Origin of the sequence: Niastella sp. (genome assembly GCF_045805085.1) — a bacterium.
In the GTDB taxonomy this organism is placed as follows: Bacteria; Bacteroidota; Bacteroidia; order Chitinophagales; family Chitinophagaceae; genus Niastella.
Map to the genome: position 1 here is coordinate 1 of NZ_JBJMLX010000279.1, position 24,078 is coordinate 24,078.

The following is a 24,078-nucleotide window of genomic DNA, read 5'->3' on the forward strand; positions in this document are numbered from 1 at the left end:
CAACGCATCTAACGCCCCCAGCGGAGCTGTTTTGTTGATCTTTTACCTCGCCGCTTACTGTACGGGTTTGACCAAAGCTTATGGCAACGCAGGCAAATAGCATCGCTGCCAGTAATGCAATTTTTCTCATGAGACTTGTAGATTTTTTTAAATAAATAAACCTGAAAACCGAAACGCTTTTTCTGAAAATTTTTAATTCATTAATTAATAAATAATTTTTAATCTAACCGGTAGACAAACTGAAATCTGCAACCGCTGCAATCAAACAGCATACAAAATTTTTTCAAGAAAACTTTAATGTTGTGACGATGTTGCTCAAATACGCATTCGTATTGAGCTACATGCAGCCGCTACACCGTATTAAAAAATTTCACCAATTAGATCCAGATCTAAAAAATGTGAATGAATGCTGTCACAATCATGAAAACTTAACAGATTCATAAATTTACAGGGCGGCAAATTTATAGAAAAAACATTTGGTATTATGTATAACCGAATTTAAATACTGCTTTAATTAAATTTTAATTTGCCTATATTTTCCGCGCAAACAAAAAATGGGAATAGATTGTTCACCGCCGTGACAAAATAACTTGAAGTTTTGTATCAAACTTGTTGTAGGCTTCCATTAAAGATTTCGATGTTTCAACCGTCGAATGAGATGGGTAAATGGTTTGGGCCAGTGAGAAAGAAAAAAGGCAATTTAATTTTCGCTGTTGTATTAAAGACCGGTTCTTTAACCGGTAATTAACATTTACAATATAACGGAATGCTTTATTAAAAAGCGGCGGTATTGAAAAATTATATAATACGGTATTCTCAAAAGCGTATATGCGACTATTGTAGCCATCCGTTTCAACGTATTGGGCCCGCACATTAAAAAAATATGGTTTGAACGCCGGCTTTACATACACATCCGTGTAAAAAAGAAATCCGGTCTCTTTTTGTTTTTGGTTACGCGCATACCAAACAGTTTCTACCCGGCTTCGCAATTCAACAATTTTATTTAACCGATAGCTTATATGAGTTCGCCAGTTTAACCGGGTAACAGGTACTACGGGCGAAATACCGGGGAGGGAATCAGTTTGATTTATTGATTTTGTTTCATGCCTGAAATGGGTATACATTTCCAGGTATTTATTGGGCGTATAACCAATCTGAACCAGGTATTCGTGCCCGTCAGATGGTGCATTCACCTGGTACTTTAACCAGGGGAATCTGAAAACGTCCATATATACATCCAGTTTCCAACCAGCTACCGGCCTGATGGATAACCCGGCATAACACCCGTTTTCATTAACCGGCAAACTGTTTTCGGTAAAAGCATTACTGAAAAGCGATTGATACCGGCTATTAATGTTACGGTAAACGATCGCCAGGTCTACTTTGGGATCAAGGCTGGCGAGTAAACCATGGATCATGGCCCGGCTTAATAATTTGTCAACGGCCACCTCGCCATACACATGCATATTCCGGAACGTATAACTATAATCGAAACTATAGTTACTCCAGTTACGGCCATTAATGGCAAACTGGTCGTACGCCTGCCCACCTGGCTGCAGGGGTTTCGACAACTGATATTGAACTACATTTACGCCGATGTGCGACCGGTTATTGGCCAGCTTCAAAGCAGCGCCGGTTGTTATACATTGCACATTGTTTCGGTCGTTCAGTTCGGCCAGGGTGCGGTGATACCCGGTTGTTATTATGGAAGAAATATATTCGAGCGAATTCAGGAAGCTGTCCGTTATAAGATTGGTATTTAATTTCCGGTAGGAACCAAAAGCCGTAAACTGGAGGTTTTTCTTTTGCAAGGTAACCCCAATACCCCGGTGGAAATTATATTCTCCGGCCGAATTATAAGGTTGTAAAGGCACCCCCTGTCGTTTTACTGCCAACACCTCAGCACCCTTTTTAAATGCCATTCCCTGCCATTGGATCAGTCCCTGTCCAAACCCCACCGTAAAATCACCAATGGCCAGCGATTGAATAATACCCAGTTTGCGGGCGAAGAAATGAAAGGAATAAAAATCGAACCCATTCTTTTGCGTGCCTTTGAAAAATTGTTCACCGGCATCTTTATCGCCGGTTATACCAAATTGCAACAGGTTTTTGTAATTGTATTTATACCTGACCAGCACCGCTGCGGCACTTCCCAGGTAACTTTGAGTAGCTTTTGCATCTTCACCGGAGGTGCTTACGGTTTGTGCCAATCTCAATAAAAGGGTTTGCTCGCCATTCCGGAACCTTTCTCCCAGGTTCTCCACTATGCTTTTTTGATCGCTTACTGTAACATAAGGCAATAGCCGCTTTATAGTTGGAACATCCCAGGCCGGTACCGCCTGTAATTCGTTCACATGTATTAATGGCCCCAGTAAATTACGATACAATAAAAAATTGCTGATCTGCAGATCGGTCAACAGGCGGAGATCTTTCAGGTCATTTTCGGTAGCGGCGTTTAAATTCAGCGGATGCTTTTGTAAATACTCCAGCTGCTGCCATTGGCTGTCATCTTCTGTTATCCCTTCATCCCGCTCAGCCTGCATTTCGAGTTGTTGTTCATTAACCGGAGTGGCTGGTTTTTCCTGTGCCGCCACCACCATTCCCTGTGCAACCAACCATATGACCAGGGACCATTTCACGGTTCTGTTTTTTGTTTTCCATAAAATAGCAGCAGCAATCCCGGTGAAAGCCCCAATTGTGGGTGATACCGTACACAAACATCGGCCCGGCAATTTTTCCATTGCCAGCCCATTCCTATATATGGTGAGGTAGTGGCGGTAGTAATACCGGAGCGAACAAACAACCTGTCGGGCACCAGCACATATTGCAAACCCGCCTGCACATTTACCGGCTGGTTTTCTTCTTTGGTAAGCTCCGCACCCAGGAATAATTGTTTAGACACTTCATAACCGGCGCCAAACTGATACACGGAGGCCAGCTTTTCTCCATTATGATTGCGAAAATGCCCACCCACCGGGTTTATGAGGTGAAAACCGGTAACAACGGATGATGTAACCTGCCATTGGCTGCCTACTTCAAACCCAATTGCGGCATCATTGCCATACCCAGCGATGTGCATCATATTATAATTACACTGGATGCCCAGGTTTACCCGCCCCAGGTTCTTGCCATAGGCAAGCCCCACCTGGCTTTCATTAAAATCGCTAAACCCAGCATATTGCATGGTAATGCCTACCCCACCCCGGTTTACCGGCGTGGCGGCAGTGGCCATATACAGGGATAGCGCCTTCAACCCATATTTTTGTTCGGCATAAGCACCCGCACTTGTTCTGGAAATATTACCCAGTGCAGCCTGATTGGCTAAGAAGGAAAACGATTGGGTAAACTGATGGCTGTAAGCGCCCAGACCGGTATACAATGTACCCGGTGAGTAATGTATTGACTGGCCATAGACCAGGCAAGGGATAAGAAATAATGGCAATAACAGGTTTCTCAAAACAGCAAGCTTTTAAGAATCAGGCAATAAACATATTTAAATATTGCTGATATAACAAATTTTTTATTCAGGTTAGGGCAACTTGGCGCAGTACTTTACCTTTGCGCCATGAAAATTTTAGACGGGCAGCTTGTATCGCAGGCAACAAAGGACGAATTGAAAATTAAAGTGGCTCAATTGGTAGCGGAAGGGAAAAAAGTACCGCATCTGGCCGCCGTATTGGTGGGTAACAATGGAGCCAGTGAAACCTATGTTGGTTCTAAAGTAAGAACCTGTGAAGAGATCGGATTTCATTCTACTCTCATTCGCCTCGAAGACAACATTACCGAATACAAATTACTGGAAGCCATTGAAAAGTTGAACGACAATCCCGATGTGGATGGTATTCTGGTACAATTGCCTTTGCCTAAACATATTTCTGATGAAAAAGTGATCAACGCCATTGATCCGTCAAAAGATGTGGATGGTTTTCATCCTGTGAGTGTAGGTAAAATGGTGCAGGGTCTTCCTACTTTTATTCCCGCCACCCCGCACGGCATTATGCTGATGCTGGAACACTATAAAATAGATACCAAAGGCAAACATGCCGTTGTTATCGGCCGCAGTAATATTGTGGGCCGCCCCATGAGCATACTGCTGAGCGCCAATACCAACCCTGGTAATTGCACGGTTACCATTTGCCATTCAGCCACGAAAAATTTAAAAGAACTGTGTCTGCAAGCCGATATTATTGTGGCCGCCTTAGGCAAGCCTGAATTTGTTACGGCAGATATGGTGAAGGATGGCGCTATAGTAATTGACGTTGGTATTACCCGGGTTGCCGATGCTACTAAAAAAAGAGGCTATGCATTAAAAGGCGATGTGCAGTTCGATACTGTTTCGCCCAAATGCTCCTGGATAACGCCGGTGCCAGGCGGTGTTGGCCCTATGACCATTGCCGCGCTGATGAAAAATACTTACAAGGCCTGCATAGACAAGAACTAGAAAAACGCTTATATAATAACATACTGGTGTGCTAAGAGCGCATTAAGTAACTTTGTACCTATGGTATCTACTCACCCCGCTATACAATATCCTGTAATGGAAGCCTTCTACACCTTGCAAGGCGAAGGCTATCACCAGGGAAAAGCAGCTTATTTTGTTCGCCTGGGCGGATGTGATGTGGGCTGCGTGTGGTGCGATGTTAAGGACAGTTGGGAAGCCGGCAAACACCCGCTGCAATCAATTGATGCCATTGTTGCCGGCGCCAGTGCATTTCCCGGCCGAATGGCCATCGTTACCGGGGGCGAACCGTTGATGCATAATCTCGATGCACTGACCGATGCCCTGCATGCTGCCGGCTTTGCCACCAATATTGAAACCTCCGGCGCCTGGCCGGTTAGCGGTTCCTGGGACTGGATCTGTTTATCGCCTAAGAAATTCAAAGCCCCGCTTCCTGAAATATTGCCTCTTGCCAACGAATTGAAAGTGGTGATCTTTAACAAAAGCGATTTTGAATGGGCTGAAAAATATGCCGCCCTTGTTTCACCTTCCTGTAAATTATTCCTTCAACCTGAATGGAGTAAATCGGCGATTGTAACCCCGCTTATCATCGACTACATCAAGGACAATCCGCGGTGGGAGTTCTCGCTTCAATTACACAAATATATTCATGTGCCTTAATGGGCATTTATAACGCTTTCTTTATATACTTTTTGGCCGGAATTATCGTCTGGTAGGGTGTGATTTTTTATCTTTAATTTTCAAAATTGGAATGATTTTGATGATAGTTGACGTTTCACGTTCACGATAAACACTTCAGATGATTAAGAAATTAATTACAATATCCATTTGCGCCACGCTTTTCTGTTCGGCAGTGCAGGCACAATATGACCCTGATAAAGTGAATAAAAAGGCGAAAGCCCTTTTTGAAAAAGCCTATGGCATCGCCATGAATGGCAATTATGCAGAAAGTATTAAAACCCTGCAGGATGCTATTAAAATAGAACCCCGCTACATGGAAGCTTACTTATCTATTGCGGGTTTGTATTTTGAACAGAAGAAATATCAAAACGCCATCGAGAATTACGAAAAAGCAAAGGGAATAGATAGCAGCTGGTTTAAAGAATACAACCTGCCCTACTCTATTAACCTGGCCGGAGTGGGTGAATTTCAAAAAGCGTTAAAGGCAATAGATGAGTTTTTATCGGTTCCTAACATCAATGCGCAAAGCAAGAAGGCTGCTGACTACCGCCGTAAAACCTATCAGTTTGCGATCGATTACAGCAACCAACACCCTGCAGGCAATTACAAGTTTGCGCCTCAGAATATGGGCGATAGCATCAACAGTGATCAGCTCGAGTATTTTCCCACATTTACCATCGATGATGCGGATTTTATTTTTACCCGCCGGGTAAATGGCAATGAAGAGTTTTACGAATCTCATTTTGTGAACGGTCACTGGACAAAAGCAGTTCCTTTACCTGGCGACATCAACTCGAACCTGAACGAAGGCGCGTCGAATATTTCACAGGATGGTCAATGGCTCATATTCACTGGTTGTAATTTCCCCTATGGTTATGGCAGCTGCGATCTGTATATTTCTTACTTAACCCCTCAGGGTTGGAGCAAACCCGAGAATATGGGCAACCGCATCAATACGGAGTCCTGGGAATCGGCGCCCAGCCTGTCGCCCGATAAACGCGATCTGTATTTTGCCAGCGGCCGCCCGGGTGGTTACGGCGGCCAGGACCTGTATGTAACCCACCAGCTGGCCAATGGCCGCTGGAGCGATCCTGAGAACCTTGGGCCTGAAATAAATACTATCGGCGATGAGAGTGCGCCTTATATTCATGCCGATAACCAAACCCTTTATTTTACGTCGGGTGGCCACCTGGGTTATGGCGGCACCGACCTGTTCATGGCAAAAAAACAGGGCAAGAGCTGGAGCAAACCCTTAAATCTTGGCTATCCCATCAATACCATTGAAAACGAAGGCAGCCTGGTAGTAGCGGCCGATGGTAAAACCGCTTATTATACCAGCGACCGCAGCGATACCCGCGGTGGTCTTGACCTGTACTCTTTTGAACTGCGTGAAGATGCCCGCCCGGCCAGAACGTTGTGGGTAAAAGGAAAAGTATTTGACAAAAAAACATTGAAAGGATTGCCTTCCGGGGTTGAACTAACTGACCTGGGCACCCGCGATGTAATAAGCCGGGTGCAAACCGATGCAACAGGTAATTACCTGATTACTTTACCTGTAGGTAAAGACTATGCGTTCAATGTAAAACGCCGGGGGTACCTGTTCTTCTCAGAAAACTTTTCATTGAGCCAGAGAACACCTGATAGTACATACAACATCGACATTCCTTTACAACCCATTGAAGCCAATGCGAGCGTTGTGTTAAAGAATATCTTTTTTGAATCGGGTAAGTTTGATCTGAAACCCGAATCAACCATTGAACTGGATAATATTTTCCAGTTAATGAAAGAAAACCCCACCCTTAAAATACAGATCAGCGGTCACACTGATAATGTTGGCAAGGCAGCCGATAATATGGCGCTCTCCAATAACCGCGCGCAGGCTGTAGTGAAATACCTGGTAAGCAAAGGCATTGAACAGGCACGCCTCACCTTTAAAGGTTATGGTGCTACACAACCTGTTGCAAATAATACCAGTGAAACAGGCAGGGCACAAAATAGAAGAACCGAATTGCAGGTTATTAGTCAATAAGTAATAACCAATCTATAGCTAGTTAACTGGCCTCAGTACAAAATTGAACTGTACTGAGGCCTTTTTATTACTGTATAATTCTCGAAAAGAAGGATTAAATTTGTTTAGATTTGCGTATTGCAAATTGCCTATTGCATATTGATCCTGCTATGATTAACGATCTGCTATACCAGCTGGCATTAACACACGTGCCTCAAATTGGCTGCGTACATGCCAAATTACTCATTGAGCAATTTCATTCTGCCGAAGCTATATTCAAAGCAAGCATTACCCAACTCGAAAAAACCGAAGGCATAGGAACCGTGCGCGCCCAGCACATAAAACAGTTCAGGGATTTTGCCAAACTTGAAAAAGAGCTCGATTTCATAGAGAAATACAAAGTAAAACCGCTGTTCCTTACTCACCTCGAATACCCGCAACGGTTATTACATTGTTACGATTCCCCCACCATGTTGTTTTACCGCGGTAATGCAAACCTTAATGCACCACGTATAGTAGCTGTTATAGGCACCCGTATTAATTCGCCTTATGGTAAACAGCTCACCGAAAACCTGGTGCAAACACTGGCCCAATATAATGCGCTTGTTGTAAGCGGGCTGGCTTTTGGCATCGATGCTATTGCCCACAAGGCTGCGCTTAAACATCATGCACCTACTGTAGGTGTGCTGGCGCATGGCCTCGATTGCCTGTATCCCACAGAACATACCAACCTGGCAAAAGAAATGATACAACAGGGCGGAGGCTTAATAACAGAATTCTGCAGCGATATTACCGCTGAAAAACACCATTTCCCCATCCGCAATCGTATTGTTGCCGGCATGTGCGATGCCGTAGTAGTCGTTGAAACCGGCACAAAGGGCGGCAGCATGATCACCGCCGAGCTGGCCAATGGCTACAACCGCGATGTATTTGCCTATCCCGGGAGGGTAGCCGATGCCAAAAGTGCAGGTTGTAACTCGCTTATTAAAAACAATAAGGCAATTTTGCTCACGAATGCACAGGAATTGGCAGAAGCCCTTGGCTGGAACGAACCTCCACGCAAAAATTCCCTGCCCCAAAAGGAGCTCTTTGTCAATTTAAATGCCGAAGAACAAGCCCTGGTTGCCATGCTAAGCGAAAAAAAGCCGGTACACATCGATGAATTAAATCTGAAATGCGGGCTTAGCACGAGTTCGCTGGTCACCGCCGTACTCAGCCTCGAAATGCAAAATATTGTTCAGGCGCTGCCGGGTAAAATGTACCAACTGGTGTAGCAAATGAGCCTTAAACACTGACAACCAACAAACTTGGTATCCTGCAAAAGGTAATAAGGGCCAATTACATGGTCCATTTCCCCCATATAATGAAATGGTGCTTAAAATACCCGACTATTGCCTGCAAACCATTGACATATACCACTGTCAACTGCCCGCTTTTTCTTACCTTTGACGTCCCTGTCAAATTGGCTCGCTACCAAAGTGTAGCATTCTTTTTGACCAGCTTTAAATTTGTAATTTTTTAAAATAATTAACCGCTATATCATGTTAGGTTTTCTGTCAAAAATGTTCGGGGGAAGCAAGTCGGAGAAAGACATTAATGTAATTCGTCCGGTTGTAGACCAGATCAATAAACACTTTACCGCTTACCAGTCGCTATCTAACGATCAATTGCGCAATAAAACCCAGGAATTCAAAACACGCATAAAAGCCCACCTGGAAAAAATTGACAGTGAAATAGCCAGCTTAAATAAACAGGCAGAAGAAATGCCTTTTAGCGATATCGTAGGAAAGGACGCTATTTACCAACAGGTAGACGCCCTGATAAAAGATCGTGATAAGCAAATTGAGGAAGTACTGAAAGAAATTCACCCCGAAGCATTCGCCGTGGTGAAGGAAACAGCCCGCCGCTTCAAGGAAAACCCTGAAATGGTAGCCACTGCAACCGACCTCGATCGCGAACTGAGTGTAAAAAAAGAATACGTTACCATACAGGGCAATAATTCCATTTTCAAAAACAGCTGGACTGCCGGTGGCAATACCATCACCTGGAACATGGTGCACTATGATGTGCAGCTGATCGGTGGTTCGGTATTGCATCAGGGTAAAATTTCAGAAATGGCAACCGGTGAAGGTAAAACCCTGGTTTCTACCCTGCCGGCTTACCTGAACGCACTGGCTGGGGAAGGTGTTCACATTGTAACCGTGAACGACTATCTGGCAAGACGTGACTCTGAGTGGAACGGAACTATTTTCGAATGGCTGGGTCTCACCGTTGACTGCATAGACAAACACCAACCTAACAGTGCTGAAAGAAGACAAGCCTACCAGGCCGATATTACTTACGGAACCAATAACGAATTTGGTTTCGATTATCTGCGCGATAACATGGTGCACACTCCTGAAGAAATGGTGCAACGCAAACACCATTTCGCCATGGTGGATGAGGTCGATAGCGTATTGATCGATGATGCGCGTACCCCTTTGATCATTTCGGGCCCGGTGCCTCGTGGCGAAGATCAACAATACCATATTTTACGCGATCGCGTACGCAACCTGTTTGAAATGCAAAGACAGGTAGTGAACAAGAATTTGATCGATGCTAAGAAGCTGTTTGAAGGTGGTGACGACGATCCAAAAACAGGTGGTTTGGCATTAATGCGCGCTTTTCGCGGTTTGCCCAAACACAGCGCCCTTATCAAGTTCCTGAGCGAACCCGGTACAAGAGTAAAACTGCAAAAGGCAGAGAACTATTACCTGGCCGATCAGCAGAAACAAATGCCGGTTGTTGATGAAGAGCTGTTCTTTCACATAGATGAAAAAAACAACTCTGTTGATTTAACCGATAAAGGTATTCAGGCCATCACCCGTTCTGGTGAAGACCCGGATTTTTTCGTGCTTCCTGACATTGGCGTTCACCTGGCAGAAATTGATAAGAGCGAAATTGATCCGGAAGAAAAACTGCAACGCAAAGAAGCAATCCTTAATGAATATACCATCAAGGCCGATCGTATTCACACGGTGCAACAACTGCTGAAAGCATACACGTTGTTCGATAAAGATGTGGAATACGTAGTAATGGATGGTCAGGTAAAGATCGTAGATGAACAAACCGGTCGTATTCTCGATGGCCGCCGTTACAGCGATGGTTTACACCAGGCCATTGAAGCCAAGGAAAACGTGAAGATCGAAGCTGCTACTCAAACCTACGCTACTATTACCTTACAGAACTTCTTCCGGATGTATCACAAACTGGCTGGTATGACGGGTACAGCGGTAACCGAAGCAGCTGAGTTCTGGGATATTTACAAACTGGATGTAGTAACCGTTCCAACAAACGTTGCTGCGGTGCGTAAAGACCAGGAAGACCTGGTTTACAAAACCAAGCGTGAAAAATACAAGGCCGTAATTGACGAAATAGAAAATCTCCGCGCTGCTGGCCGGCCTGTACTGGTTGGTACTACCAACGTGGAAGTGAGTGAATTGCTGAGCAAGATGCTGAGCGGTAAAAAGATCCCGCACAACGTATTAAACGCCAAACAACACGCCCGTGAGGCACAGGTAGTACAGGAAGCCGGCTTGGCTGGGGCTGTTACCATTGCCACCAACATGGCCGGTCGTGGTACCGACATTAAGCTCGGACCCGGCGTAAAAGAAGCAGGTGGTTTGGCCATCATTGGTACTGAACGTCACGAAAGCCGTCGTGTTGACCGCCAGTTGCGTGGTCGTGCCGGCCGTCAGGGCGACCCCGGTACCACTCAATTCTATGTATCACTCGAAGATGACCTGATGCGTTTGTTTGGTAGTGAGCGTATAGCCAGCATCATGGACCGCTTTGGTTACAAAGAAGGTGAAGTGATCCAGCACAGCATGATCACTAAGAGCATCGAGCGCGCACAAAAGAAAGTTGAAGAAAACAACTTCGGTATTCGTAAGCGTTTGCTCGAATACGATGACGTAATGAACAAACAACGTAATGTAGTTTACAAAAAACGTAGCCACGCGTTGTTTGGCGACCGTCTGGCGCTTGACCTCGATAATGCCTTCTATATTGTTGCTGAAGGATTGGTGAATTCATTCCAGGAGCAAAGCGATTACGAAGGATTCAAGCTGGCAGCTATTGTGAACTTTGGTATCGACAGCGCCATTACCCAGGAAGAATTTGAAAAATCCAAAGCCAACGACCTCGCTGAAAAATTATACCAGGAAGCTGTTGGCCGTTATCAGCATAAAACGGAAGAGCTGCAAAAGCAGGCAGTACCGGTATTTCAGGACATCCGTACCAAACAAGGAAGCCATATTGAAAATGTGGTGGTTCCTTTCAGTGATAACAAAAAAGGCTTACAGGTATTGGCCGGCCTTAACAAAACGCTTGAAACAAATGGCCGTGAGCTGATCAGCGCACTGGAAAGACAGATCACGCTGGCTGTTATTGACGAGGCCTGGAAAGAGCACCTGCGGGCGATGGATGACCTGAAACAAAGCGTACAAACAGCTTACCTGGAACAAAAAGACCCGCTGATCATTTACAAGATCTCTGCTTACGATCAGTTCAAACAAATGGACAGTGATGTAAACAAAGATATCATCAGCTTCTTATGCCATGCAGGTATACCTGTTGAACAACAAAATCCTCAGCAGATCCGTGAAGGTCATGAACAAAAGACCGATATGAGCCGCATGCGCGCTAATAAAGAAGAAATTGATGCCCGTGGTGAAGATTATGCAGCGAATGAAAATGACCAGTTCAGTGATGAACCCATAAAGCATGAACCGGTTCGCGTAGGCCCCAAGGTTGGCCGTAACGATCCCTGTCCTTGCGGAAGTGGTAAAAAGTTCAAGAACTGCCATGGCGCAGGATTGTAAGAGAAAGATCAAATAAGTCATATTTTTAAAAAAGCATTCCGATTACCGGGATGCTTTTTTGATTTTTAAAAGCAGCTTAACCCGGTTGCTATCAAATAGTTACCAGTAGTAGTAAAAATCAGGGTTCAAACCATGCAAAAAACCGCTACTACTTAGTGGTAAATTTCCTGTTCAGGCTCATCAACTTCCAGCTAAACGGTGTATTTTAGTTTTTCAAATGCATAGCGATGTATGAAAGCAGATAAGGCAAGCCAAACAGCGCAATACATGGCTTTATTCCGGGCACTTGAATCAACTCAACCTGCGAATAAACGGCTCTTTATTGATCCGTATGCCGTATCGTTTTTAGATGGGAAATTAAACTGGGCTGCGCGCCTTTCCTTTCTTTCATTCGTTCGCAATTACGTTCAAAACACCATTCACAAAAAAATACCAGGCGCTTTAACTTCCGGCATTGCCCGCACCCGGTATATCGACGATCTGTTACAACAAACCGTTCAACATAACATTCAACAGGTAATAATATTGGGCGCCGGTTTCGATACCCGTGCGCTTCGCCTTGATTATTTATCAAACATTCCTGTTATTGAAATAGACCACCCCAATACCGCCCGGAAAAAAACCTCCATCCTGAAAAAAACACTGGGCCATCTGCCAAACCATATCCACTACTGGCAAACAGACTTTAACAAAGAAAGCCTGCAGGAACTGGCGGTAAGGGAAAAGCTGGATTTTTCCATTCCTACCACCATCATCTGGGAAGGCGTAACCAATTATCTCGATGCAAAGGCGATCGATCATACATTTGCTTTTGCCAGTCAGTTTGCCATTGGTTCCTACATTATCTTTACCTATGTACATCAACAGGTACTGGACGCGCCTGAAACTTTTTTTGGCGCCCAAAAACTGTTGAAAGACCTGGATGCCCTTGAAGAACGCTGGACATTCGGTTTCAGTCCTGAAAAATTATCCGCCTACCTGCAACAATATAATTTCGTACTACTTGAAGACTCCGGAGCAGCTGATTACCGCAATAGATACTTGCCCAATCGCCCTGAAAAGGGATATGAATTTTACAGAGTAGCATTTGCCTATAAAGCTTAAAATTTATTTGACATATGGAGTCGCCATCAAACTGGAAACACTTACGTGATATTCTTTTAATGCCCTTCACGGTAACATTTGTTATCCCCTACCTGCTCTATGACAGCAGAGACCCATTCATCCCGCATTCGTTAACCACCAAACTGATCGGTTGGTTAATAGCAGTGGGTGGTTCCGCATTGTTTGTGTATACGGTCTTTCTTTTTAAAATGCTCGGGCAGGGAACACTGGCCCCGTGGGAGCCAACTAAAAAACTGATTATAGAAGGCCCTTATCGCTATTGCCGCAATCCCATGATCTCAGGCGTATTCTTTATGATAACAGGTGAAGGACTGATGCTGTATTCAACCAGTGTACTGGCCTGGGCAGTTGCCTTCTTTATCATTAATACGCTGTATTTTATTTTTGTGGAAGAACGCAGTATGCTGCAACGCTTCGGCAGTGATTATTTGAAGTATAAGAAACATGTGCCGAGGTGGATCCCCAGATTAAGACCGTTTAGGTTGTTGAATTCGTGAAGAAGGCAGAAGGCCTATCAACCTCCCTCTTTATTACTCGTGACCTTCTTCTCCCACGTTAACAAGTTAACTTGTCAACTGGTTAACTCGTCAAGTGATCAACTGGTTAACATCAACTAGTCAACCTATCTCAACTCCTTAATCTCCACTTTCCTAAAATCAACCGGCTGACCTTCGCTTTGCAGTGCAATAAAACCTGAAGACAGGATCTTGCCATCCTGCTTGATCTTGGGGTCATAGTTTTCAACCACCCCACCCCCTATCTGCGGTTTTGAATAGCGCATTACCGTATCGCCATTAATGATATGCGTAATAAGCGAATCGCCCAGCACAATCAGTTCGGCCCGCACCCACTGATCGCCATCATAAGTTTTGGAAGTAGAATTGATGCAATGCCGGGTATTCAGCACGGGCGAACACATATTGCCGGTAGGTCGCGGTTTGCCATCGCCCAAACCACCTAACAATTGAAATTCGATTGAGATGGGCCAGTTCTGTTCTTTGGGCATGGTATGCGGGTCCTGCGAATGGAACATGATACCACTGTTGAGTAACGTATAATCAGGGGCATCTTTCTTCCATTCGCCAGTGAACCGGTATTCCACCACCAGGTGGTAATACGAGAAAGGTGTTTTATAATACAGGTGACCGAACTGTTCGTTATACGCGCCATACTGATCATAGCGCACCTTTATCATCCCATCTTCTACCCGGAATGTATTACCGAAATTATCCCCCACTTCATGATGGTTGATCTTTACCACCCAATCGTTGAGATCGCGGCCATTAAATAATTTTACCCAGCCTGTTTTACCAGACTGAACTTTATTGGTGTTGTGGCAGGCAGCAATAGTAGTTACTGCCATACAAAACAGACAGCAGCGGATGAATGATCCTGTATGCATAAAGGATTGTGTTCTTTATACGGAAGATACAGGATTATTGCCAAAGACTAATGCATATTGATCTTTGCCTCTGGTACTACATTCTTAACCGGTTTGGTAGATTTCAGGAAGGCGAAAATGGCCTTCAGATCATCGTCGTTTGCATTTTTGAATTCCTGCCAGGGCATGGGTGGCAATAAGGAGCGGGTGCTATCCAAACCCAGGTACTTCCCTTCCCGCATTGCTTTAAAGAATTGCTTTTCGGTCCAGTTACCAATACCGGTAGCATCAGAAGAAATGTTGGCAGAATAAGAGATACCCCAGGGCCCCACATAATTGGTCAGCATCTGGTTAAACAGGATCCAGTTTTTTGCGGTACCTGCATCAAATTTGGCCACCGGTACATCAGCCGGATGGCCTGATAACAGTCTGTCAGGATCAGGATACGGTCCTTGAGGCCCCATTTTCTTGGGGGAATGACAATCGTTACAGCCCATAATACTTACCAGGTAGGCGCCTCGTTTTACCATACTGTCGGGTGAAATAGTTTCCGTACTGGCCTTAACAACATGTTCTTCAGCAGCAGGGGCGTTACAGAAAACCAATAATACGGTTGCGGACACAGCGATACCCAACAGTACCAACATTTTTTTCATATACAAGCAGTTAGAGTTAAAGAGAAGTGTACGCCTGAATATACTTCACATTACGACCGCATTGAATATAAAAAAGCTGATCTCCGTCAGTAAAATAGATTATTGATTTATATCAATAAAAAAGGGAGTGTCCCGATAGCTATCGGGACACTCCCTATAATATTAAATACTACAAATTACTTCAACTCATATTTATACTTATAGCGCTCGTACAGCTGCTTTTGCTTGTTCTCCAAACTCACCTCCCGCCCCTGGATAAAAGCATGTTGAATAATGCTGGTGCGCATGTCGAGGATGTCGCCATCGCTCACTACAATGTTTGCATCTTTACCTGCTTCCAGTGACCCTGTTTTATCATCAACACCCAGGATCTTAGCTGAGTTCAAGGTTATAGCCTGTAATGCCTGCTCTTTGGTTAAACCATAGGCTGCAGACGTACCGGCATTGAAAGCCAGGTTGCGATACCGGCTTTCGGCATGTTCATCGTTCAATGCAAACAGCACCCCGGCCTTTTGCAGCATGGCGGGTGTTTTAAAAGGCTGATCAATGTCATCGTCTTCAGCGGCCGGCAATGCATGTTCATCAGACAGCACCACCGCAATATTGTTTTGCTTCAGCAGTTCGGCAATTTGAAAGCTTTCACTGGCGCCAACAAGCACTACATCAAACCCGAACTCTTTTACAAAATCAATGGCGATCAGCATTTGCTTTACCTGGTCGGCATGAACAAACAGCTTTTGGCTTTTATTGAACAGCCCTTTCAACGCTTCAAACTTTAAATTGGATTCTTTATGAGAAGCTTCCTGCAGGTAGGCTTTTGCCTGGCGAAACAGGTCTTTGATCTCATCAATACTTTTCAGCGCCTCTTTTGTAGGATCGGTGTGTGATTGTGGTATGCCCGCAAAAGCTGCAAACCGGTTGGGGTGACTGACAAAGGTGGGCATGTTCAGGTGAATGCCATTATCCATTTTATAAGCCGCATCTTCCCAGTTCCAGGCATCCAGCTGTACAACGGAAGAAGATCCGCTGATAACGCCGCCTTGTGGTGTAACGCCAGCCAGCAAAATACCATTTGCTTTTAGCGTATTGATGATCTTTGAATCGGTATTGTAGGCCACTATGGAACGGATGCTGTTGTTGTATTCACCCAGTTCGCTAAAGTCGTTGGAGCCCCGTACCCCGCTGCCAATTTCTTTCAGGCCCAGATCAGTAACCGGAAGTATCAGTCCGGGATATACCTGCTTTCCTTTTGCATCTACAACTTTGGCATCGGCAGGTACAGTGATATTGGCCCCTACCCGGACAATTTTTCCATTATCCACTTCAATGGTACCGTTTTCGATAACCTGGCCGTTACCCACGTGTATGGTACCGTTAGTGATAAATAATTTCCCGGCATAAGGTTTGGCCGGATACACATCTTCCTGCGCCTGAACCGATATCAGCAACGCCAGGCAGTGTATGAATATGATTAGCTTCTTCATTGTTTGCATGTTTTAATTAGCGTTAGCTTCGTTTTCATCCACATCAACGGTGATCAATCCATCGTGGTGATCATGATCGCCACAGCTTAGTATTACCTGGTAACTGGGGGTTGCCGGTTGAACCGGGCCACCACTTCTTTTTTCACTCAGCATTTTTTGAACGAGGCGGTTTCTTTCGGTGGCGATCTTTTTACGCAGTTCCTGGTCGCGGGTGCGGTCAAAATAAACAATGCCATCCACGATCGTTTGCTCGGCCTTTGCATAAATGCTCAGCGGGTTATCGCTCCATACCACCACATCGGCATCCTTGCCCGGTTTTAAACTGCCTACTTTTTCTTCAACATGCAGGGCTTTGGCCGGGTTCAGCGTTACCATTTTGAAGGCATCCTCTTCCGACATGCCGCCATATTTTACGCTTTTGGCGGCTTCCTGGTTCAGGCGGCGCGCCATTTCTGCATCGTCTGAATTTATACAAACATTCAGCCCTACCTTTTGCATTAATGTGGCATTGTAAGGAATGGCATCCTGTACTTCGGTTTTATAAGCCCACCAATCGCTGAAAGTGGAAGCATTGGCGCCATGCGCTTTCATTTTATCGGCTACTTTATAACCTTCCAGAATATGGGTGAACGTATTCACGCGGAAGTTGAAACGCTCAGCCACTCGCATGGTAGCCGTGATCTCACTTTGTACATAGGAGTGACAGGTAATAAACCGCTTTTTATTCATGATCTCAACCAGGGCTTCCAGCTCCAGGTCGCGGCGTACGGGTGCAGTAGTTGTTGTAGCTCCTTTCTTTTTAGGCGCCGCAGCATCCGCCGATTCCTTACAACCTTTTTCATATTCGCAGGCACGGGTAAAGGCATCCATCAACACTTCTTCAACACCCATACGGGTATCGGGAAAGCGGTTGTTGTTTTGCGAGGTAGTGCGTTTTACATTTTCACCCAGTGCAAATTTGATGAAGGGATCAGCGCCTTTGAATTTCAGCTCTTCATCATTGGCGCCCCAACGTAGTTTTATCAATTGGGTTTGTCCGCCGATGGTATTGGCTGAGCCATGCAGGATGTGAGAAGAAGTAACACCTCCGCTCAACTGGCGATAGATATTTATGTCTTCCGGGTTCAGGTTATCGGCAATACGCACTTCTGAAGTCACTGACTGCGCGCCTTCGTTAATAGAAGCGGCCGCAATGTGTGAGTGTTCATCGATAATACCCGGAGTAACAAACTTGCCGGAAGCATCAATTACTTTGGCGCCGGGTTCCGACAGGTTCTTACCGATCTGTGCGATCTTCCCGTTCTTTATCAATACATCGGTATTCTCTAACCGGCCTTCTTTTTCATTGGTCCAAACGGTGCCGTTCTTAATTAAAATAGTTTCAGTTTGTGGCAGGGAATCCCAGCCATAACCGTCGAACGGATACACCACTTTGCCCAGCATTCCCAGCGGCTTTTTCTTACTGGTATCAGGAGCAGGTGTGCCTGCTTTTGCATAACTGGCCGACCACAATACGGAATTCCCTTCTGCATCTACCCCATTTCCATTCCACACATCGCCATTTACCGTACCGCCCAACCGAATGTTGGCAGCCCGTGGTTTTTTCTCGGCAGCAAAGCTGATGGTCACCAGTTTGCCATCAAAATTGAATTTAGCCTTGATGGTGTCTTTGGCAATAATGCTGGCATCGGTAGTGCTTTTTACATCCAGTGTATAACTGTTGTTACCACCGGCCGATCTTACCTGTATGGTATATTGTCCGGCAATAGACGACCAGTTCTCATCTTTTACATTGTATCGTTCGCCCTGCACCCAGTTTTGCAGGATCACCGTTTTTTCTTTGAACACTTCACCGGTGGTGATTAAAAAGCCGGCTATTTTACCGGCATCGAGGCTTCCCACTTTATCATACACCCCTAATACGGTAGCAGGGGTTTTGGTAAGGGCTTCCAGTGCTTTGGTTTCACTTAACCCATACTCAAATGCTTTGCGCAAATTGGTCAGGAACTGTTTGGTGTCTTTTAGTTCCGTAGCAGTTAAACAAAATGGGATAGCTGCTTTTTCCAACGCTGCCGGGTTGGAAGGCGCCAGCTCCCAGTGCTTCATATCGCCCAGGGAAACAAACCGCGCTTCATTGGGGTCTTCCACATCCATTGCCTGCGGAAAATTCAATGACAGAATATATGTTGCTTTTGTAGCAGCAATGTCTTTTATGCGTTGGTATTCGTTACCACCGCCTTTAATGATGTATTGAATGCCGAATTCATCGCCAATACGATCGGCGCGCAGATCGTTCCATTTATCCCCCGCATCGAATATTTGCGGTAACGATTGAATGTCGTTCCAGGATTTCAGCGACAGGTTAACGCCTTCAGCAGCCGGATTGCTTTTATACCACTGCGCATCGAGGTAAGTCTGGCGTAGTAAAGCAATAGTCCCCATCATGGAAGAAGGATAGCTTTGGGTAGAAGTACCTTTGCTGAATGAATAATTCGCCGATGCTTTTTCTTTCAGCATGACCAGGTTCTCCTTTTCACTGGCGAGGGTTACCAGTGCACCGGTGCCACGGGCAATACCATCCTTCTGGTGGGTGAGCACGGTGCCAAAGCCAATGCTGCGCAAAGGATCTGCTTTCGCGTCATCGGTAGTAAATAATCTGGCAGCGTCGATCTCGCTTCTGATCGCCTGGTTCCAGCCAAATACACCCTTGGTATTGGAAGTAAGTTGCGCCGGAGCGCGAAAATCGAATGGCGCACTCTGCCGTTGCGGAACGGCCACGCCATAATCGCTATAAATGTCGATAAAGGAAGGGTAAATAAATTTACCGCTGCAATTGACCACCACCGCATCTTTCGGAATGGTTACCGATGTACCAACAGATACAATTTTTCCCTCCCGAATGACCAGTGTGGCATTGGTGAGCGTGGTTTGAACATCCTTTACAATGGTGGCATTAGTAAATGCAAAACATTTTACTTTGGGATCCGCAACGCCATTTACCGGAAAGGTTACCTGTGCCATGGCAGTTGAATGCAATATGAACATCAGGCCCACCAGGAAAAAGATCCTCCCTGGCGGAAAGAAACAGTACTTTCTCATGTGCTTTTGGTTTTTGATTTAATTCGGGAACAGGGATCGAATTTAGTTAAATGAACTAATTTAGTCGGGTTAAAAAGTTTTTAACCGGTTAATAAATTACATGAACATCGCGCAATATATCGATCACACCCTGCTAAAACCTGCAACTACCATACATGAACTTAAAAAGCTATGCGAAGAAGCGATCCAATATAACTTTTATGCAGTGTGTGTGCCGCCACCACTGGTAAAGAACGCCAGGGGAATTTTGGTTAACAGTGGGGTAAAAACGGCTACGGTCATAGGCTTTCCCTTTGGTTATTCTGTTGCCCGTGCCAAACAGGCCGAAGCCCAGCAGGCTATTCAGGACGGCGCCGATGAACTGGATGTGGTGATTAACCTGGTAGCACTTAAAAGCAAGGCCTGGCAATACCTGGAGCTGGAAATGGAGGCCATTGTTGAAGCAGCCCATGCCCAGAACAGACTGGTTAAAGTGATCATCGAAAGCGGGATATTAACTGATGAAGAGATCATTACATGTTGTGAAATATATGCCAAAACCGGGGTGGATTTTTTAAAAACCAGTACCGGCTATGCCGAAAAAGGCGCCACCATGGAGGCTGTGCAACTGATGTGGGCGCACCTGCCGTCTACTATTAAAATAAAGGCTTCCGGCGGGATACGCACCTATGAGGCGGCAGAACAATACATTAAAGCCGGAGCCAACCGGTTGGGAACCAGCTCAGGGGTAGCCATTGTGACCGGGGCGCCACAAAATGGCACCTCGGGCTATTAAGAACTCTGCTTGCATCTGGCAGCCCATTGAATTATCTTTGGCGAAGATTTTGCATTTAAATTGGTAGAAGCCGCATAAGATCCATGGCATCAATTCAGTACCAGCTTTATTTATGTGGCTTAAAAAAATATATTTCGCATGAAGTACATTATCAGTTGTGTTTTATTGATCCTGTCCCATACCCTGGTTGCCCAAACAGATAGCAATTCCGTTGTGGTGCATAAAGATCCACGGATTGATATGCTGGAAAAAAAGCAGATCCAGATCAATGAATTGACCACCCGCGATGCCCGCCGCTATGTGCAGGGGTTTCGGATACTGGTGATCAGCACCAACGACCGGAATAAAGCGACCACTGCAAAGACTAAAATATACCAGGAATTTCCAGAACTGAAAGCATACCTCCAGTGGCAATCTCCCTACATGAAACTGAAGGTGGGCGATTTTAAAAGCCGTGAAGAGGCAGAACCCTATTTATCAGCCATTCAGCGCTACTTTCCTTCAGGAGTATATATCATCCGCGATGTTATTGAGGTGAACCCGGATAAGTCGGGTTCGTTGTAGCGGGTTTTAAGGACTTTCCTACTATCTTTGTGACCATGAGCATTTTACAGAAGAAGATCCAAAGCCTGGCAAAAACATATGCTGCTGAGTTTATAGATATTCGCCATCATTTACATGCACATCCTGAATTAAGTTACCAGGAATTCGAAACCTCGCGTTTCGTTCAACATAAATTAACTGAATTTGGCATCCCCTTTACCGTTATGGCCGGAACCGGTGTGGTGGGTTTAATAAAAGGAAAGAATCCTGAAAAGAAAGTGATTGCACTGCGGGCCGATATGGATGCGCTCCCTATAACCGAACAAAATGATGTTCCTTATAAATCAAAGAACGATGGTGTGATGCATGCCTGCGGGCACGATGTGCATACCACCTGTTTACTGGGGGCCGCCAAAATTCTACAGGAGTTAAAAGAGGAATGGGAAGGAACCGTAAAACTGATCTTTCAACCTGGTGAAGAAAGAAACCCCGGTGGCGCCAGTATCCTTATTAAAGAAGGCGTGTTGGAAAATCCCAGGCCACAAGGCATATACGGATTGCATGTACATCCACAACTGGAAATTGGCAAACTGAGCTTTCGCGGCGGACAGGTAATGGCCAGCGCCGATGAAATATACATCACCATCAAGGGTAAGGGCGGACATGCGGCTGCGCCGCATTTAACCGTTGATACCATACTAGTGGCTTCTTATCTTATTGTTAGTCTGCAACAGATCATCAGCCGAAACAGGAACCCGTTATCACCTTCGGTGTTGTCGATCTGTTCTATCCAGGGCGGACATACCACCAACGTAATTCCCAGCGAAGTGAAGTTGATGGGCACCTTCAGGGCCCTGGATGAAGAATGGCGCTTTAAGGCACATGAGCTTATTCGCAAACAGGCTACCGAATTGGTGCACAGTATGGGTGCAGAAATTGATCTGCATATAGATGTAGGTTACCCAACTGTTTATAACAATGAAGAACTGAACAGCATTGCCCGCTCACTGGCCCAACAATACATGGGAAAAGAACAGGTGGAAACTACTGAAGTGCGCATGGGCGCAGAAGACTTTGGATATTACACCACGCACATCCCCGGTTGCTTTTACCGGTTAGGTGTAATGAACGTAGCTAAAGGTATTACATCAGGGGTGCATACACCCACCTTCAACATAGATGAAAACGCTATTGAAACCGGCATGGGTATGATGGCCTGGTTAGGTAGCAGTACAACATTTTAAAGAAAATACCGGCAGGGTTACTTTAAGCAAGTAATACTGCCGGTATTTTTGTTCTACAAAGCTATGCCCGCATCCTTAATAAACAAACATCTCGAACCTTGAAAAAAAGACAGAAGGTTTATCGGCAGGTAATTCACTATCAGCATTACTTATTGCTGGCTTCTCCATCTTCATGCTCACCTTGTTATTTTCAAGAGAGGTTTTATCACGGCCATTGCCAGCAATGAACGTGAGCGTAATAATAGATAGCGCCAACAGTAAGTGTTGCATAAATTTTATTTTAAGGCATTAACATTTTTACCAGACAGGTCAATTGTAGAGGTATTATCAGATCCCATTGTCAGTTTTCTGATGGTTGCCCTTTGATCATTGAGCCTTGAATCGGCAAATTGTAAGTTCAGGTCATTTAAAACCGCATGGTTATTCAGATCAATCGCCGAACTTACACTATTGAGGTTTAACTGATTAAAATATACTGCAGCATTATCGGCGCCACTGAAATTGATGAACAGGTAGGAATTCTTTATGCTTATATTATATGACGGCGCCGAGGTTGAATCATCGGCTCCCCATATTCTGAAAGTACAATCAGCGCCTTTGAGTTGCACGGAGGCTGGCAGGTAAATGTTCACCAAGCTATTATTCCGGCTTCCATCAGGATCATTTGAATTACCGGTAATAACCAGCGTATCATTTACCACATGGTATTTTATGAAACTGGAATTATCCTTTTGAATTTCCAACCTGAGCGTAGTGGAAGGCTTTATTGCACAACTTCCCATCCCCTTTAGTGAAACAAACCGTGCAGCAGGTACCGGCAAACTGGTCATTGGAACAAACTGTTCTCTTTTAAAAGCGGTGTATTCACCACGTTTATATTTGGCATATACCATCAGCTGAACAGTTGTTATTAATATTATGATGGTAAGAAAAATGCCTAATAATAATTTATTGCTTGTTTTCATTATCAGCTCTTGATTGTGTTAAGCAAAATGTTGTTTCTTGAATTTTTCGAACCGGGGTTTTAACTCATCGGGGTCCATCCCCAGCAGAAACATCGTACGAAAAACCTGCGGAAGGTCTTTTTCAACGAAGTCATTTTTTCGGTAGGATTGCGCATTTTTTATTGCAGTGGGCGATACAAAATACCCAATGCCCCGCTGGTTGTGAATGATCTCCTGTTGCTGCAAAAATTCATAGGTGCGCATTACAGTATTAGGGTTCACCTCCAACTGCACGGCCAGTTCCCGAACGGATGGAATACGCTCCTCCACCTTCCATTCTTTTAGCAGGATCTTCTCACACACATAATCCGCAATCTGTAAGTATATAGCTTGCGATTCTCTGAATTGCATATCATTTTAATTTTAGCGTTAAACTTCTTTTTCTTTCAATCTGAAATAAGCAACCACCCATAAACTCGGCGCAAGCGCATACTTGGTAAGAAAAAGCAATATAGAACTGAGCCATTCCGGTAATTGTATCATCACTTCCCCCTGACTGGAGTTCCAGACCCGATAAACGGTAAATGGCTCAAAGAAACTGCCATCAGGCATAAACGAACCCATTACTTTATGTATAAAGAAAACCATGAACAAAAACACGATGAGGCCAGAAACCAATGTCTTTATATATTGATTCTTTACAAAATATACCGAGCCCAACAAAAACATAGACTGCACTGCAAAAAAGATCAGCAGGATGTATAAGTAGATATTATCACTCCCTTCCGTTGAAATAAATACATTTAAAAGCTCCTGC

20 protein-coding genes are annotated in these 24,078 nt (G+C 44.8%); 10 read left to right on the forward strand and 10 right to left on the reverse strand.

Features of this window, described 5'->3' with window-relative positions:
• Window positions 1-569 precede the first annotated feature (569 nt).
• Window positions 570-2,639 carry a ComEA family DNA-binding protein gene (locus ACJ751_RS14495; RefSeq protein ID WP_407746215.1) on the reverse strand — a complete coding sequence of 690 codons (2,070 nt, stop codon included), beginning with the start codon at window positions 2,637-2,639 and terminating at the stop codon, window positions 570-572.
• Window positions 2,636-3,457 (reverse strand): hypothetical protein, encoded by an 822-nt coding sequence (locus tag ACJ751_RS14500; protein WP_407746216.1) that lies wholly within the window; start codon window positions 3,455-3,457, stop codon window positions 2,636-2,638. Before ACJ751_RS14500 ends, ACJ751_RS14495 begins: the two co-directional genes overlap by 4 nt.
• A 108-nt stretch (window positions 3,458-3,565) precedes the next feature.
• On the opposite strand from ACJ751_RS14500, the gene folD reads away from it, so the two are divergent.
• From folD to ACJ751_RS14535, 7 genes are all read left to right on the forward strand, one after another.
• Window positions 3,566-4,441: a bifunctional methylenetetrahydrofolate dehydrogenase/methenyltetrahydrofolate cyclohydrolase FolD gene (gene folD / locus ACJ751_RS14505; protein WP_407746217.1), complete on the forward strand. Its 876-nt coding sequence runs from the start codon at window positions 3,566-3,568 to the stop codon at window positions 4,439-4,441.
• Window positions 4,442-4,501: 60 nt separating this feature from the next.
• On the forward strand, window positions 4,502-5,119 hold the full coding sequence (locus ACJ751_RS14510) for a 7-carboxy-7-deazaguanine synthase QueE (RefSeq protein ID WP_407746218.1): 618 nt from the start codon (window positions 4,502-4,504) through the stop codon (window positions 5,117-5,119).
• A gap of 139 nt (window positions 5,120-5,258) precedes the next feature.
• Window positions 5,259-7,169 carry an OmpA family protein gene (locus ACJ751_RS14515; RefSeq protein ID WP_407746219.1) on the forward strand — a complete coding sequence of 637 codons (1,911 nt, stop codon included), beginning with the start codon at window positions 5,259-5,261 and terminating at the stop codon, window positions 7,167-7,169.
• Window positions 7,170-7,279: 110 nt separating this feature from the next.
• Window positions 7,280-8,422 carry a DNA-processing protein DprA gene (dprA, locus tag ACJ751_RS14520; RefSeq protein ID WP_407746220.1) on the forward strand — a complete coding sequence of 381 codons (1,143 nt, stop codon included), beginning with the start codon at window positions 7,280-7,282 and terminating at the stop codon, window positions 8,420-8,422.
• A gap of 267 nt (window positions 8,423-8,689) precedes the next feature.
• The gene (secA, locus tag ACJ751_RS14525) at window positions 8,690-12,010 is read left to right on the forward strand and encodes a preprotein translocase subunit SecA (RefSeq protein ID WP_407746221.1); all 3,321 of its coding nucleotides are present in this window, start codon (window positions 8,690-8,692) and stop codon (window positions 12,008-12,010) included.
• A gap of 231 nt (window positions 12,011-12,241) precedes the next feature.
• Window positions 12,242-13,114, forward strand: a complete 873-nt coding sequence (locus tag ACJ751_RS14530; RefSeq protein WP_407746222.1) for a class I SAM-dependent methyltransferase — start codon at window positions 12,242-12,244, stop codon at window positions 13,112-13,114.
• A 14-nt stretch (window positions 13,115-13,128) separates the two neighbouring features.
• Window positions 13,129-13,632 (forward strand): methyltransferase family protein, encoded by a 504-nt coding sequence (locus ACJ751_RS14535; RefSeq protein ID WP_407746223.1) that lies wholly within the window; start codon window positions 13,129-13,131, stop codon window positions 13,630-13,632.
• 125 nt (window positions 13,633-13,757) lie between these two features.
• On the opposite strand, the gene ACJ751_RS14540 is transcribed toward ACJ751_RS14535, so the two are convergent.
• The 4 genes from ACJ751_RS14540 to ACJ751_RS14555 form a co-directional block, all read right to left on the reverse strand.
• Window positions 13,758-14,537, reverse strand: a complete 780-nt coding sequence (locus tag ACJ751_RS14540) for a DUF1080 domain-containing protein (RefSeq protein ID WP_407746224.1) — start codon at window positions 14,535-14,537, stop codon at window positions 13,758-13,760.
• A gap of 47 nt (window positions 14,538-14,584) precedes the next feature.
• Window positions 14,585-15,172 carry a diheme cytochrome c-553 gene (locus tag ACJ751_RS14545; RefSeq protein WP_407746225.1) on the reverse strand — a complete coding sequence of 196 codons (588 nt, stop codon included), beginning with the start codon at window positions 15,170-15,172 and terminating at the stop codon, window positions 14,585-14,587.
• A 176-nt stretch (window positions 15,173-15,348) separates the two neighbouring features.
• Window positions 15,349-16,656, reverse strand: coding sequence for an amidohydrolase family protein (locus ACJ751_RS14550; RefSeq protein WP_407746226.1), 1,308 nt, complete (start codon window positions 16,654-16,656; stop codon window positions 15,349-15,351).
• Window positions 16,657-16,668: 12 nt separating this feature from the next.
• Window positions 16,669-19,755, reverse strand: a complete 3,087-nt coding sequence (locus tag ACJ751_RS14555; RefSeq protein WP_407746227.1) for an amidohydrolase family protein — start codon at window positions 19,753-19,755, stop codon at window positions 16,669-16,671.
• 100 nt (window positions 19,756-19,855) lie between these two features.
• On the opposite strand from ACJ751_RS14555, the gene deoC reads away from it, so the two are divergent.
• The 3 genes from deoC (at window position 19,856) to ACJ751_RS14570 (ending at window position 22,317) form a co-directional block, all read left to right on the forward strand.
• On the forward strand, window positions 19,856-20,530 hold the full coding sequence (deoC, locus tag ACJ751_RS14560; protein WP_407746228.1) for a deoxyribose-phosphate aldolase: 675 nt from the start codon (window positions 19,856-19,858) through the stop codon (window positions 20,528-20,530).
• 138 nt (window positions 20,531-20,668) lie between these two features.
• The gene (locus tag ACJ751_RS14565; protein WP_407746229.1) at window positions 20,669-21,094 is read left to right on the forward strand and encodes an SPOR domain-containing protein; all 426 of its coding nucleotides are present in this window, start codon (window positions 20,669-20,671) and stop codon (window positions 21,092-21,094) included.
• A 35-nt stretch (window positions 21,095-21,129) separates the two neighbouring features.
• Entirely contained in the window at window positions 21,130-22,317 is a 1,188-nt protein-coding gene (locus ACJ751_RS14570) for a M20 family metallopeptidase (RefSeq protein ID WP_407746230.1), read from the forward strand.
• Window positions 22,318-22,392: 75 nt separating this feature from the next.
• Here the strand turns inward: ACJ751_RS14570 and ACJ751_RS14575 are convergent, their stop codons facing one another.
• From ACJ751_RS14575 to ACJ751_RS14590, 4 genes are all read right to left on the reverse strand, one after another.
• Window positions 22,393-22,587, reverse strand: coding sequence for a hypothetical protein (locus tag ACJ751_RS14575; protein WP_407746231.1), 195 nt, complete (start codon window positions 22,585-22,587; stop codon window positions 22,393-22,395).
• Window positions 22,588-22,592: 5 nt separating this feature from the next.
• Window positions 22,593-23,282, reverse strand: coding sequence for a hypothetical protein (locus tag ACJ751_RS14580; RefSeq protein ID WP_407746232.1), 690 nt, complete (start codon window positions 23,280-23,282; stop codon window positions 22,593-22,595).
• Window positions 23,283-23,300: 18 nt separating this feature from the next.
• Complete coding sequence (locus tag ACJ751_RS14585; RefSeq protein ID WP_407746233.1) at window positions 23,301-23,672, reverse strand: GntR family transcriptional regulator; 372 nt, start codon at window positions 23,670-23,672, stop codon at window positions 23,301-23,303.
• An 18-nt stretch (window positions 23,673-23,690) separates the two neighbouring features.
• Window positions 23,691-24,078: hypothetical protein (locus ACJ751_RS14590; protein ID WP_407746234.1), on the reverse strand; the 388-nt coding region annotated here is incomplete at its 5' end.